This window comes from Streptomyces sp. DSM 40750 (assembly GCF_024612035.1).
Lineage (GTDB): Bacteria > Actinomycetota > Actinomycetes > Streptomycetales > Streptomycetaceae > Streptomyces.
In genome coordinates this window covers 8,398,081-8,410,613 of record NZ_CP102513.1, presented here as the reverse complement: position 1 = coordinate 8,410,613, position 12,533 = coordinate 8,398,081, and the positions used below count along the sequence as shown (strand labels likewise).

14 protein-coding genes are annotated in these 12,533 nt (G+C 71.6%); 8 read left to right on the top strand and 6 right to left on the bottom strand.

The window, feature by feature from the left end; all coding sequences use genetic code 11:
* The first annotated feature begins 14 nt into the window (after positions 1 to 14).
* Complete coding sequence (locus tag JIX55_RS37335; protein ID WP_257567625.1) at positions 15 to 182, top strand: hypothetical protein; 168 nt, start codon at positions 15 to 17, stop codon at positions 180 to 182.
* A gap of 134 nt (positions 183 to 316) precedes the next feature.
* Here JIX55_RS37335 and JIX55_RS37330 read toward each other — a convergent pair whose 3' ends face one another.
* The 4 genes from JIX55_RS37330 to JIX55_RS37315 all read right to left on the bottom strand — a co-directional run bounded on the left by JIX55_RS37330 (position 317) and on the right by JIX55_RS37315 (position 3,149).
* Positions 317 to 793 carry a DUF6099 family protein gene (locus tag JIX55_RS37330; protein ID WP_257567624.1) on the bottom strand — a complete coding sequence of 159 codons (477 nt, stop codon included), beginning with the start codon at positions 791 to 793 and terminating at the stop codon, positions 317 to 319.
* Between the two features lie 192 nt (positions 794 to 985).
* On the bottom strand, positions 986 to 1,336 hold the full coding sequence (locus JIX55_RS37325; protein ID WP_257567623.1) for a nucleotide pyrophosphohydrolase: 351 nt from the start codon (positions 1,334 to 1,336) through the stop codon (positions 986 to 988).
* Complete coding sequence (locus JIX55_RS37320; RefSeq protein ID WP_257567622.1) at positions 1,323 to 2,498, bottom strand: ATP-binding protein; 1,176 nt, start codon at positions 2,496 to 2,498, stop codon at positions 1,323 to 1,325. Before JIX55_RS37320 ends, JIX55_RS37325 begins: the two co-directional genes overlap by 14 nt.
* A gap of 261 nt (positions 2,499 to 2,759) precedes the next feature.
* Positions 2,760 to 3,149, bottom strand: a complete 390-nt coding sequence (locus JIX55_RS37315) for a cell division protein SepF (protein ID WP_257567621.1) — start codon at positions 3,147 to 3,149, stop codon at positions 2,760 to 2,762.
* 335 nt (positions 3,150 to 3,484) lie between these two features.
* On the opposite strand from JIX55_RS37315, the gene JIX55_RS37310 reads away from it, so the two are divergent.
* The gene (locus JIX55_RS37310) at positions 3,485 to 7,666 is read left to right on the top strand and encodes a bifunctional nitrate reductase/sulfite reductase flavoprotein subunit alpha (protein WP_257567620.1); all 4,182 of its coding nucleotides are present in this window, start codon (positions 3,485 to 3,487) and stop codon (positions 7,664 to 7,666) included.
* A 52-nt stretch (positions 7,667 to 7,718) separates the two neighbouring features.
* On the opposite strand, the gene JIX55_RS37305 is transcribed toward JIX55_RS37310, so the two are convergent.
* The gene (locus JIX55_RS37305; RefSeq protein WP_257567619.1) at positions 7,719 to 8,111 is read right to left on the bottom strand and encodes a hypothetical protein; all 393 of its coding nucleotides are present in this window, start codon (positions 8,109 to 8,111) and stop codon (positions 7,719 to 7,721) included.
* Positions 8,112 to 8,247: 136 nt separating this feature from the next.
* Here JIX55_RS37305 and JIX55_RS37300 point away from each other — a divergent pair, with 136 nt between their 5' ends.
* From JIX55_RS37300 to JIX55_RS37285, 4 genes are all read left to right on the top strand, one after another.
* Positions 8,248 to 8,631, top strand: coding sequence for a Tat pathway signal sequence domain protein (locus JIX55_RS37300; protein WP_257567618.1), 384 nt, complete (start codon positions 8,248 to 8,250; stop codon positions 8,629 to 8,631).
* Positions 8,628 to 9,245: a class F sortase gene (locus JIX55_RS37295; RefSeq protein WP_257567617.1), complete on the top strand. Its 618-nt coding sequence runs from the start codon at positions 8,628 to 8,630 to the stop codon at positions 9,243 to 9,245. The genes JIX55_RS37300 and JIX55_RS37295 overlap by 4 nt, the downstream gene beginning before the upstream one ends.
* 77 nt (positions 9,246 to 9,322) lie before the next feature.
* Positions 9,323 to 9,823: an RNA polymerase sigma factor gene (locus JIX55_RS37290; protein WP_257567616.1), complete on the top strand. Its 501-nt coding sequence runs from the start codon at positions 9,323 to 9,325 to the stop codon at positions 9,821 to 9,823.
* Positions 9,807 to 10,283, top strand: a complete 477-nt coding sequence (locus tag JIX55_RS37285) for a hypothetical protein (RefSeq protein ID WP_257567615.1) — start codon at positions 9,807 to 9,809, stop codon at positions 10,281 to 10,283. The genes JIX55_RS37290 and JIX55_RS37285 overlap by 17 nt, the downstream gene beginning before the upstream one ends.
* 248 nt (positions 10,284 to 10,531) lie before the next feature.
* On the opposite strand, the gene JIX55_RS37280 is transcribed toward JIX55_RS37285, so the two are convergent.
* Positions 10,532 to 10,825, bottom strand: coding sequence for a hypothetical protein (locus JIX55_RS37280; RefSeq protein ID WP_257567614.1), 294 nt, complete (start codon positions 10,823 to 10,825; stop codon positions 10,532 to 10,534).
* Between the two features lie 34 nt (positions 10,826 to 10,859).
* Between JIX55_RS37280 and JIX55_RS37275 the strand changes: the two genes are divergently transcribed.
* Positions 10,860 to 11,831: an AraC family transcriptional regulator gene (locus JIX55_RS37275; RefSeq protein ID WP_257567613.1), complete on the top strand. Its 972-nt coding sequence runs from the start codon at positions 10,860 to 10,862 to the stop codon at positions 11,829 to 11,831.
* A gap of 355 nt (positions 11,832 to 12,186) precedes the next feature.
* On the top strand, positions 12,187 to 12,414 hold the full coding sequence (locus JIX55_RS37270) for a hypothetical protein (protein WP_257567612.1): 228 nt from the start codon (positions 12,187 to 12,189) through the stop codon (positions 12,412 to 12,414).
* Positions 12,415 to 12,533 lie beyond the last annotated feature (119 nt).

The window sequence follows — 12,533 nt, the reverse complement described above, 5'->3', positions numbered from 1 at the left end:
GAGGAGGCCGTCACATGTCCCAGGAAGCCATGCCGGAGCAGGCCGCCGTGCCTGCGCAGCCGAAGGGTCTGCTCCAGCAGATGGAAGAGTTGATGGCTGCCCTGAACGCGGACCTGTCCCAGCTCGACGCGGACCTTGCGGGGCCGCGTGCCGCCGCCGCGGAGGAGAGCGACACGGCCTGACCTTCTCCCAGTCACGAACCCCGACGCCCGGCCAGCCTTTCCCGGCCGGGCGTTCGCCATGTCCCGGTCTGTCGCCCGAAGTTGTCCTCGCCCCCGCCACGCGCAATCAGCTACACAACCCGCAGCCGGCAGACTCACCCCGTCGCCGCATCCCGTTCCGACAGCACCTGGTCTCTCACCGCCAGGCGTCGCAGCATCTCCAGCACCCGGTCCCGGGCCTCGTCCGCCGCATCGATCGCCTCCATGCACTGCCAGTACGTCGCCTCGTCGTCCGCCCCGCTCGCCAGCCCCACGAGCGCGATACCGACCTCCCCCAGCAGGCCCCCGAGCCGCAGCAGCGACTCGTGGGCGTCGCCCAACTCGGTGAGCTGGGCGGCGCGTAAATCACCCACGCCGAGCGGCGGGGCGCCGAGTATGCCGCAGCCGCTGCCCGCCAGCTCGGTCAACCCCAGGGCCTCGCCGCGCAGTTCGGGCGGACCCGAGACCGCGAGGCGGCTGCCGATCGCCTGGGCCAGGGCATAGGACTGCCACGCCTCGGCCATGATCTGAGGTCCCTCGACGCTGCCCGCCAGAGCACGCCTGCTCGCCAAGATGAGCCGCACCGCATCCATGCGCTGCCCCCGACTGTCCCGACGCGCTCTCACACGTCCGCCCGAACTCTTGCCTGTCCATTACCCACAGTGAGGTCCGCTGAGACAGAAAGCCAGAGGAAGCCTGAAATCTGTGGATAACAAGTCGGCTGTGGACAACTCTTCAACTCCGGAGAGTGACAACCGGATTGACGCGCTCCTCGTCGAGCATCGTCAGGGCTTCTCCGGCGCCGGAAATCTCCGTTCGTTGCGGTCGATCTTCGCATCCAGGGCTGACAGTGGATCGATCCCCAGCACCTCGCAGAGCTGGAGCAAGTAGGCGAGCACGTCGGCGACTTCGTCCGTGACCCGGTGGGCGGTCTCCGGGTCCGACATCACGCGGGCGGACTCCTCCGGTGTCAACCACTGGAAGATCTCGACGAGTTCGGACGCCTCGACACTCAGCGCGGAGACCAGGTTCTTGGGCGTGTGGTACGGCTGCCAGTCGCGAGCGGCGGCGAACTCGGCGAGCCGCCGCTGCAGGGTCGCCACGTCGGGCTTCCGCGCGGATTCAGGATCTTTCACGGTTCAGGTCTACCACCGCCACCCCAGCCACCCCGGCGGCCCAGGCCGCGTCGCTCACCGCGCCGACCAGCCGGATGTGCCCGCGCTCGCACATCCGGGCCGCCAGCCGCACCAGCTCCAGGGCCTGCCTCGGGTCCAGGGCACGGTCGAAACCGTCGGCGAGGACCGTGAGCGTCTGGAGCGCAGCCGGCACCTCCGCGACCGGGTCGACCTCCAGCACCCCGGGGCCGGTGAACAGCACGAGGGCCAGCGCGAGATACCTCAGCTCTCCGTCTCCGAGCAGGCCCAGGGCCGTCCGCACCCCGTCGCCCCGGTCCAGCACCGCCCGTACCGCTCCGTCGCGCAGCGGCTCGGCGAGCAGATCGAGGACCGGGCCCGCGCAGCCGTCGCGGAGGGCCGCGACGAGCAGCGCGTGCCGTCGGCCGCACTCCGTCCGTGTGCGCCACAGCACGTCGGCGAGGTTGTCGCAGCCCCGGAGCAGCCGTCCGGAGCCGAGCGGCACGGCGGCACGCATCCGGCCGGGGCGCGGATCACAGGCGTAGACCGAGCGGAGCGCGACCACCATCTGCTCGGCGGCGGCGAGGACCTGGCGCTGGCCGTCCGTCTTGCCGGCGACGCGGAGCGGGAGCAGCGCGGTGCCGAGCAGATCGTCGGGCAGGGGGCCACGGGTGACCGGGGACGAACCGGCCGTGTGCCAGGCGGCCTGGACGACGGGGCGGCTGGGGTCGACCAGTGCCGTCTGCAGCAGGATCAGCCCGCCGGCCGTCAACCGCTCGCCCACGATGCGGAGTTCGGGCTCGGCCTGGACGGCGACGTCGAGCCGTACGGGTCCCTCGGGGCCGTCGGCCGTGCAGCCGATGCGGAAGCCGCGCCGCCGCTGGGCGTCGGGGCGGGCCCGCTCGGGGACACAGCTCTCCGGGTCCGGGAACGCCTCGTCGAGGCGGGCGCCGCCGCCGAGCCGCGCCAGCGCCTCGTACGCCCGCAGCGCGGTGGTCTTGCCGGTGCCGCTGCGTCCCGCGAGGAGGGTCAGCGGGCCCAGCGGGAAGACAGCGTTCCGATGTCCGGCGAAGGCGGAGAGCCGCAGTTCGGTGACGCTCGGCCGCTCCGGGCGCGCCCCGGCGTCCGCGCCGGACAGCACTGGCGACAGGGATGACACGGTCATATGCGGACAGTAGGGGCCGTTCGCCAGGCAAACCGTTCCGCCCAGTGGATCTTCCTACGATCGAGGGAGCGCCCCGAACCGCACGAGGGCGCCCCGGACCGTTCGGGAGCGCCCGGGACGGGCCGGGAGCTCTCGGGACGGGCCGGGACCGCTCGGGACACGCCGGGAGCTCTCCGGATCACTCGGGAGCGCCCGGAGGTAGGCGGACGCGCTCCGGGTCGGGTGTCTGTCACACCACCTCGGGGACCCTGGCGCCTTGCGTCACAACCCGGGAACCCCCGCGCCTTCCATCAGCCCCCGCACCTCGGTCCCCGGCGGCGTGAGAAGGAACACGTTCCGGTCGACCCGGTGCATTCCGCTGGCGAGGCCGAAAACGACCCCCGTGCTGAAATCCAGCACGCGCTTGGCCGTGTCGGGCTCCGCGCCCGACAGATCCAGCAGCACCGGAACGCCGGCCATCAGCGTCTCCGCCACCTCGCGGGCGTCCGCGAAGACATTGACGCGGAGGACCACGAACCGGCGCCGGGCCTCGGTCTCGGCCTCCGGTATGGTCCGGTGGCCGACCGCGGACGGCCAGGCGTCCCGGCCCCGCAACGGCACGACTTGGGCGAGCCCCTCCCACTGTTCGTCGGTGACATCGTGGCTGCTCACCCTGTTCACCGGCCTTCCCCCTGGCTCGCACTGAATGACTGCATCAGCCAATTCTTGCGCATGGTCACCCGTTCGGCCCAACAGCGACACGGACCGCGACACCACCCATTCCGGTACAACGGCCGGATCCCGCCCTCACATCCCCTCGCGCGGCCGTGTGTGGCGGGTGTAACGCCTCATGATCGGGTCATGTGACATCGGCGTAACGGGCAATTCGTACGATCGGACCTGCCGGGCAGCGACTCGGACGCTGAGCGGAAGCCGACCGGCCGCCGTACCAGACAGCGACCGGAGACCGCCCGGACACCCCGGACGCCGACAGAGAGGGGCCGCCCGTGGCCGCGCAGGGCCCGCCGAGCACCACGACCCAGGTGCGGACCGTGTGCTCGTACTGCGGTGTCGGCTGCGGCATGCTCCTGGACGTCGGGATGGGTCCCGACGGCCGGCGTACGGTCCTGAAGGCGTCCGGTGACAAGTCCCATCCGGCGAACTTCGGCCGCCTCTGCACCAAGGGCGCGACGACGGCCGACATGCTGGCCGCGCCCGGCCGCCTCACCACGGCCCTCGTACGGGACGACCGGGGCGACGAGCCGGTCCCCGCGCCCGTCTCCGACGCGATCGCCGAGACCGCCCGGCGACTGCGCGCGATCATCGACGAGCACGGATCCGACGCGTTCGCCTTCTATGTCTCCGGCCAGATGAGCCTCGAAGCCCAGTACCTGGCGAACAAGCTGGCCAAGGGCTTCATCCGCACCAACCAGATCGAGTCGAACTCCCGGCTGTGCATGGCGAGCGCCGGCACCGGCTACAAGCTGTCGCTGGGCGCCGACGGACCGCCCGGCTCGTACGAGGATCTCGACAAGGCGGACGTCTTCCTCGTCATCGGCTCGAACATGGCCGACTGCCACCCGATTCTGTTCCTGCGGATGATGGACCGGGTCAAGGCGGGCGCGAAGCTGATCGTCGTCGATCCTCGGCGCACGGCGACGGCGGAGAAGGCCGATCTGTTCCTGCAGATACGTCCGGGTACGGACCTCGCCCTGCTCAACGGGCTGCTGCAGCTGCTGCACGCGGACGGGCACACCGATCCCGACTTCATCGCCGCCCACACGGAGGGCTGGGAGGCGATGCCCGGCTTCCTCGCCGAGTACGCGCCGGAGGCCGTCGCCGGGATCACCGGCATTCCGGAGGACGACATCCGGGAGGCGGCCCGGCTGATCGGCGAGGCCGCCGAGTGGACGAGCTGCTGGACCATGGGGCTCAACCAGTCCACGCACGGCACCTGGAACACCAACGCCCTCGTCAATCTGCATCTGGCGACCGGCGCGATCTGCCGCCCGGGCAGCGGGCCGTTCTCGCTCACCGGCCAGCCCAACGCCATGGGCGGGCGCGAGATGGGCTACATGGGGCCGGGGCTGCCCGGTCAGCGGTCCGTGCTCGTGGACGAGGAGCGGGCGTTCATCGAGGAGCTGTGGGAGCTGGCGCCGGACACCCTCCGCAAGGACGGGGCCGGCAAGGGCACCGTGGAGATGTTCCAGAAGATGGCCGACGGGGAGATCAAGGCCTGCTGGATCATCTGCACCAACCCGGTCGCCTCCGTGGGCAACCGGAAGACCGTGATCGAGGGGTTGGAAGCGGCCGAGTTCGTCGTCACGCAGGACGTCTTCGCCGACACCGAGACCAACGCGTACGCCGATGTCGTCCTCCCCGGCGCCCTGTGGACCGAGTCCGAGGGCGTCCTCATCAACAGCGAACGCAACCTCACGCTTGCCGCACCCGCCGCCGACCCGCCGGGCGAGGCCATGGCCGACTGGCGGCTCATCGCGGCCGTGGCCCGGGAGATGGGGTTCGAGAAGGGCTTCTCGTACGACAGTGCCGAGCAGGTCTTCGAGGAGATCAAGCGGGCGTGGAACCCGAAGACGGGGTGGGATCTGCGGGGCGTGACCTACGAGCGGCTGCGGTCGGGGTCCGTGCAGTGGCCGGCGGCTGCGGAGGACGGGTCGGCGCGGAATCCGATCCGGTATGTGGACGTGGACACGGGTACGGATGGGCGTGCGGATGCGGATGCCCGTGCGGGCAGGGGGCTCCTCTTCCCCACTGCCAGTGGCCGGGCCGTCTTCCACGCCCGGCCGCACATGCCGGCCGCCGAGATGCCGGACGACGACTATCCGTTCGTACTCAACACGGGGCGGTTGCAGCATCAGTGGCACACGCTGACGAAGACGGGCAGGGTCGCCAAGCTCAACAAGCTGAACCCCGGGCCGTTCGTGGAGGTGCATCCGCAGGACGCCCGTGAACTGGGCGTGCGGGACGGAGACTCCGTGGAGGTCGCGTCCCGGCGGGGGCGGGCGGTGCTGCCGGCGGTGGTGTCGGACCGGGTGATGCCCGGATGCGTGTTCGCGCCGTTCCACTGGAACGACCTGTTCGGCGAGTATCTGAGCATCAACGCGGTGACGAGCGACGCGGTGGATCCGCTCTCGTTCCAGCCGGAGTTGAAGGTGTGTGCGGTGTCGCTGGCGAAGGTGGCGGCGCCGGTACAGCTGCAGGCGCCAGTACAACAGATGCAGGCGCCGGTCGTGGCCAGGCCCGCCGAGACGTTGGTGCCGACGGCGGTCACTCCCGGCGGGAACCCGTTCGGTCTCGAGCCCTCACCGCCTCCCGTCCTCTCCGCCCAGGAACGCCAGTACCTCACCGGCTTCCTCGCCGGGCTCGGCTCCGGGGTGCAGGGTGTGCCCGTGCTGCCGGCGGGCGCGCCGTTCAGTCCGGAGCACGCGGTGTGGGTGAACGGGGTGCTCGCCGGCATGTACTCGCGGACGGCGGCCCCGAGCGCGGCGCCCGCCGTCGTCGAGCCCGCCGGGCGTGAGGTCGTCGTGCTGTGGGCCTCGCAGACCGGGACCGCGGAGGAGTTCGCGGTGGCGGCGGCCGAGCATCTGGGGGCCGTCGGGCACCGGGCGACGCTCGTCGGCATGGACGAGGCGAACCCTGACCAACTGCCGCGCGGGGCCGACCTGTTGCTGATCACCAGCACCTTCGGGGACGGCGACGCGCCCGACAACGGCTCCGGGTTCTGGGACGCGCTGTCCCACCAGGAGGCGCCGCGCCTGGACGGCGTGCGCTACGCCGTGCTGGCCTTCGGCGACTCCTCCTACGACGACTTCTGCGGACACGGCCGTCGGCTGGACGCACGGCTCGACGAGCTGGGCGCGGTCCGCCTGGCCCCGCGTACGGACTGCGAGCCGGACTACGAGCCGTCGGCGGACGCCTGGCTCGGCCAGGTCATCACAGCGCTCGGCACGGAAACGGAATCGGAAACCGACACGGCTCCGCAAACGGAAACCGACACGGCTCCGGACACGAAGCCGCAGGCCGCCCCCGCGTCCGCGCCCGTCACCCGTTCCGCCAAGCCCGCGCCGGCCACCGCCCGGCTGGTCGGCAACCGGCTGCTCAGCCTCCCCGGAGCGGGCAAGGAGGTGCGCCGGTTCACCTTCGACACCAGCGGGACAGGATTGTCGTACGAGGCGGGCGACGCGCTCGGTGTGCGGCCGGTCAACTCCCTCGGCCTGGTGGCGGAGTGGCTGGCGGTGACCGGCCTCGACGGCTCGACTCCCGTGGAAGCCAACGGAGTTGGGCCGGTACCCTTCGCCGAGGCCCTGCACCGGCACCTCGACGTCACCCGGATCACCCCTGACCTGCTCCGCTTCGTCTCCGAACGCACCCGGGACAACCGGGAGTTGAAGAAGCTGATGCGCCCGGACAACAAGGACGGGCTGGCGCAGTGGTCGTGGGGGCGGCAGGCCGTTGACGTGGTCACCGAGTTCGCCGTACGCGCCTCCGCGCAGGAGTGGGCCGACGTCTTCAAGCGGCTCCAGCCCCGGCTGTACTCCATCTCGTCCAGCCCGCTCGTCGATCCGCACCACGTCTCGCTGACGGTCTCCGTGGTGCGATACGAGAACCTGCACGGGCGCTCGCGCGGCGGGGTCTGCTCGCCCTTCCTCGCGGACGGCGAGGCGGACCTGGAGGTGCCGGTCTTCGTCCAGCGCTCGCCGCACTTCCGGCCGCCGACCGATCCGGCGACCCCCATGATCATGGTCGGCCCCGGCACCGGCGTCGCCCCCTTCATCGGCTTCCTCCAGGAGCGGCAGGCCCTCGGCCACCGGGCGCCCAACTGGCTGTTCTTCGGCGAGCAGCACCGGGCGACGGACTTCTACTACGAGGAAGAGCTGACGGGCCTTCAGGAGTCGGGCGTACTCAGCCGGTTGGACACCGCGTTCTCCCGTGACCAGCGCGCGAAGGTCTACGTCCAGGACCGGATGCGCGAGCACGGACCCGAGCTCTGGCACTGGCTCCAGGACGGCGCCCGCTTCTACGTCTGCGGCGACGGCTCCCGGATGGCGAAGGACGTCGACAATGCCCTGCGGGACGTCGCCGTCGCGCACGGCGGGATGACCGAGGGCGAGGCCGCCGCGTATGTGAAACAGCTGGCGACGGAGAAGCGGTACGTGCGGGACGTGTACTGAGCAAGCCCGTGTGCTGAACGAGTTTCTTGAAAAGTCCCCGCGCGACCTCGGGTCAGACCCAGCCCTGCCGCCACGCGTGGTGCGCCGCCGCGATGGGGGTCCCCCCACGCGCGCGGAGCCGAGCGTGGGGGAGGGCGGGGGCGCCCAGCTTGGACATCGCGGCGGACAGGTAGTTGCGGACGGTGCCCGGCGCGAGGTGGACCTCGGTGGCACTGCTCGTCCGGAACGGCAGCAGCGACGACAGCGGCGGCTTCGCCGGTCCGAACCGTGCGGCGTAGGTGAACAGGTCGTCGGCGAGATGTTCGAGCGTCTCCCAGCACGTCCAGTCGAGCGTGCCCGCCTCGGTCTCCCAGTCCCGGGACGCCGCCCTCCTCAGGGTCTCGACGGCCAGTGCGACGACTTGCCGTACATCCTCGCCGTCGACTGTCGAATCCCCGTCGCCCATGCGGAAGATCGTGACTACGGATGCCGAACAGCACCCGACCCAAACGACTTTGCCATCTCTTTACAACGCGTCCCGGGGCTGTCTCGTCTCTCCGCTCGACAACCGCCCGCCGAAACCAGACGAGAGTGAGCGACTCATGCGCCGAACCGTCCTCAGTGCCACGGCACTCGCCTTCACCGCCGTGTTGGCGACCGCGCTGCCCGCGTTCGCCGACGACACGACCCCGACTCCCGTGCCGCAGGAGGCCTCCACGTCGGCGACCCCGGTCCCGACCACCCCCGCGGCCACCGAGCATCCGTCCCCGGCCGAACCCACCAAGGACTCGAGCAACACGGATCCGACCCCGGTCCCGAGCCAGGTCTCCGTCGTGCCGAGTGGCGCGCCGGACACCGGTGCGACGTCGGAGTCGGACGAGTCCGGCACCGGCCCCGTGCTGGCCGGCGCGGGCGCCACGGCGGTGCTCCTCGGCGGCGGCGCGGCCATCGTCCTCGTACGCCGCCGGCGCGCGAACGGGGCGTGACGTTGCTCTCCAGGCGCGCCTTCGCCACCGCGGCGACGGCCTCGCTGCTCGTGGGCTGCGACGGCCGACGAACCGACCGGGCCACGTCCGCACCCTCCACGGGCACCTCCCCGCTCCCGTCCTCGCCGTCCGCCACCGACGCGGCGCGTCCCCTCGGCCGTTCGGTCCCGGTCAGGTTGCTGATCCCGGCCATCGAGGTCGACACCCCGGTCATCCGGCTGGGGCTGGCCCCGGACGGCACCGTGGAAGTGCCGCCGGTCACCGCGCACGACCGGGCGGGCTGGTACCAGCACTCGCCGACACCGGGCCAGACCGGCCCGTCGGTGATCCTGGGCCATGTCACGGTGGGCCGTTACGGGGACGGGGTCTTCCGCCATCTCGCGCGGCTGCGACGGGGCGAGCGGATCGAGGCGCGCCTGGAGAACGGCACGACACCGGAGTTCACCGTCGACAGCGTTCGGACGGTCGCCAAGGCCGACTTCCCGGCGGACGAGGTCTACGGAAACATGGACCGCCCCGCGCTGCGCCTCATCACCTGCGGCGGGCCCCGCTCGGGCGACGAGTACCGCGACAACGTGATCGTCTTCGCCACGCTGAGCGCCACGGCCCGGTGACCCACGGCCCACCGCCCATGCCACCAACTGCCCGTCCGTCCCTGCCACTTGTCGCACCATCACGACCTTGGAGAGCGTTGAAACGGTCCCGTGAGAAGGCCGCGTCCGAGCTGTTCGCCGCCCTCTACCCGCGCCTCGCCGGCTGGTGCCGTCGGCTGGTCGACGACGACGAGACGGCCCACGAGATCGCGTCGGAGGCGTTCACACGGCTCTGGGCCCGCTGGACGTCCGTGGCTGAGCCGCACGGTTTCCTCTACGTCACCGCGGCCAACCTCGTCCGGGACCACTGGCGCAAGCTCGAACGCGAACGCCGGGCGATGCACCGGGCCACCGCCGAGGCCGCGGTGCGCCCGCAGTCCGACCACGCCGAACAGTCCGACCCCTCGGTGCGGCTGCTCGTGCAGTCGCTGCCGGAACGGCTGCGCGTCCCGATCCTGCTGCACTACTACGCTGACATGCCGATCCGGGAGGTGTCCGTGCTCACCGGACGCAAGGAAGGAACCGTCAAGGCCGACCTCCACGCGGCCCGCGAACTGCTCCGCGCCCATCTGAGGAGAAGCCTTGATCACACACCCTGACGAAGGCCCGGACTTCGAGCCCGACGACCCCCTCACGATCATCCTGCGCCCACCCTCCGACCTTCTCGGCCCACCCACCGGCCGCTACGAGACGATCCGCCGCACCGCCGCCCGGCGCCGCCTCCTCCGAGCCGCAGCCGGCGCCGCCGCGACCTGCGCGGCCGTCGCCCTCATCGCCCTCCCCCTGCACTTCACGAAGGACGACGCCCCCAAGTCCCCCTCGGTCCCCATGGCCCCACCCCCCGCGACCAGCCCCTCCCCCGCCCCCACCCCGTCGACGTCCCGCACCCCCGAGACCCCCCAGCCCACCCAACAACCCCCGACCCCCCTTCCGTCGCCCCCCTCCAGCCAGCCCGCCGAAACCACCGATTCCACCGGTTCCGCCGAACCCACCGAGTCCACCGACTCCCCCGCGACCAGTACGCCATCGACCACCTCGACCCCGGTCGTCGAGCCCTGATCCCGTCAGCGTGCGAGGTGCTGTCGTGCGAGGTGTTCGGCCCGGCCGAGGTGCTCTGCAGGGCCGGCGGGAGTATCGGTTCACCGTCGACCGGAGCAGCCGCACGCCGTCCCGGAGGGTTGTGTGGCTCGGCAGGCATCACTCACGCCGCCGGGTGCGACTGGGCGGCCGATCGCCTGTCCAGTAGCGGCAGTTGCCGGGCGGGCGGGCGAAAGGGAAGCGCCCCCGTGGCACCGGCCAGGGGAAGGTCAGCCGTTCCGGACGCCCTGTCGGGCGGCGGCGTCGGCGTACTCGGAGAAGTCCCGGGGAGCCCGGCCCAGCGCTCGCCGGACGCCGTCACCGAGCGAGGCGAGGCCGCCGGAGCGGACGGACTCGTACAGGCCGACCGACAACCGCACCCACTCCTCAGGCACACCCTGCGCCCGCTGCTCGTCCGCGTACGCCTCCGGCGTCAGCGGCACATAGCGCAGGTCGCGGCCGGTGGCCCTGGCGATCTCCGCGACCGCGTCCCCGAAGGTCATCAGCCGGGGCCCGCTGAACACTCACCTTCATATCCGTTCGTCTACGCTGACCGGCATGGATCCCTCGGGACTGACCAGCACGGATCCGCTGACAGACCTGCTGAACGGCGTACGGACCAGTGGCGCGGTCTTCCACGAGTCCTCTCTCTCGGGCCCTTGGGCGGTGCGCTTCGAGGACGGCCCACCGTTGGCGCTGGCGGTGCTCCTGCGCGGCTCGGCCTGGGTCAGCCCTCAGGGCGGCACCCCCGTACTGTTCGGCCCCGGTGACGTCGCCGTGCTGTGCGGGGGCGCGCCGTATGTGCTCGCGGACGATCCGGCCACCGAGCCGGAGGCGGTGGTCCGTGCCGGAGGCCGTTGCACGACGGTGCAGGGGGACGAAGCGGTCAGCCCGCAGGCTCCGCGCCCGGGCACCTGGGACCCGGCAGAGCCGGACGGCACACCCCTGCTGAACGGCCTGTACACCGTGGACGGCGGCGCGCCCGGCCGGTTGACGGCGCCCCTGCCGCCACTGGCCGTCGTCAAGGCGGACGTGGGCACCTGCCCGGTCAGCCGGACGACCTTCGAGGAGATCGCCCGCGAGGAGCCCGGACAGCAGATCCTGCTGGACCGGACACTGGACCTGATGCTCATCACCGCCCTGCGCGCCTGGTTCACCCGCCCCGGCGCCCAGGTCCCCGCCTGGTATCTCGCCCACAGCGATCCCGTGGTCGGCCCCGCCCTGCGCATGCTGCGGGCCGACCCCGCCCACCCCTGGACCCTGCCGGCCCTGGCGGCGAAGACCGGCATGTCCCGGGCGAACCTGGCCCGACGCTTCACCTCCCTCGTCGGACAGCCACCGATGACCTACCTGCGGGAACGGCGCCTCGCCCTCGCCGCCGACCTCCTGCGCAAGCCCGACATCACGCTCGCCACAGTGGCGGACCGCGTCGGCTTCGCCAACGCCTTCGCCCTCAGCGCCGCGTTCAAACGGGAACACGGCATCAGCCCCAGCGGGTACCGCACGCGTGAGACGCGGACGACGACCTGACGCCCACCCGTCCTCGCGGAGTAGCTACGCAACCCGGCATCACTCTGCGTCCGCACGTCCGCACATGTCGAGGGCGGTGAAAACCGTGGCCGGTCGGGCCGTTGACTCCCGAGCGCCCGCGCCGTCCGCGGAAACGCGAGGACACAGGATATCCACTGCGGGCGGCGTCGAGACCGTGTGCGCCCAGAATGACGGTGGCCGCCACAACGGGGTTTGAGCTGGGCACATCGACAGCGCCATGATGGGGCCGTTGAAGCAGCCCCGGTGCGGTGGGAGCAACAGATGCGGCCAGGATGCTGTACGACGCCCGGGATGACGCCTGGGTGGACTCCGCGCCTACCTGATGGAGTGCGGTGTGCCCGCGCCCCTGCTCGGTGAATACGCCGAAGCGGACGCCGACGCTCTGGAGAACCGGACCACGGCGCCGGAGGCGCTCGAACAGCGGGTGGACGACCTGTGGCGAGTGGAGCACCCGGCCACCGCCCACGTGCTCGCCGACCTGGGTGAGGGCCTGCGCGGCGTCGACAAGCGGCTGGCCAAACGCATACGTACCGCGGCGAACAGGGCCCACTCCCGCCGGTGACAGCAGGGGCGGAACCCGCTGATGCACGAAGGCGCGGTGCAGACCGCCCGGACGACAGTGAGGCGAAAGAGAGTGGCACGAGTCCTCGAACAGGAGCAGGGGACGGGGACGGGGACGGG

What these genes read in the sequence shown, in the direction of transcription:
- JIX55_RS37300 (WP_257567618.1), top strand. Translation starts at nt 8,248, where the DNA reads ATGCGCCGAACCGTCCTCAGTGCCACGGCACTCGCCTTCACCGCCGTG.
- JIX55_RS37335 (WP_257567625.1), top strand. Translation starts at nt 15, where the DNA reads ATGTCCCAGGAAGCCATGCCGGAGCAGGCCGCCGTGCCTGCGCAGCCG.
- JIX55_RS37330 (WP_257567624.1), bottom strand. Translation starts at nt 793, where the DNA reads ATGGATGCGGTGCGGCTCATCTTGGCGAGCAGGCGTGCTCTGGCGGGC.
- JIX55_RS37275 (WP_257567613.1), top strand. Translation starts at nt 10,860, where the DNA reads ATGGATCCCTCGGGACTGACCAGCACGGATCCGCTGACAGACCTGCTG.
- JIX55_RS37320 (WP_257567622.1), bottom strand. Translation starts at nt 2,498, where the DNA reads ATGACCGTGTCATCCCTGTCGCCAGTGCTGTCCGGCGCGGACGCCGGG.
- JIX55_RS37305 (WP_257567619.1), bottom strand. Translation starts at nt 8,111, where the DNA reads ATGGGCGACGGGGATTCGACAGTCGACGGCGAGGATGTACGGCAAGTC.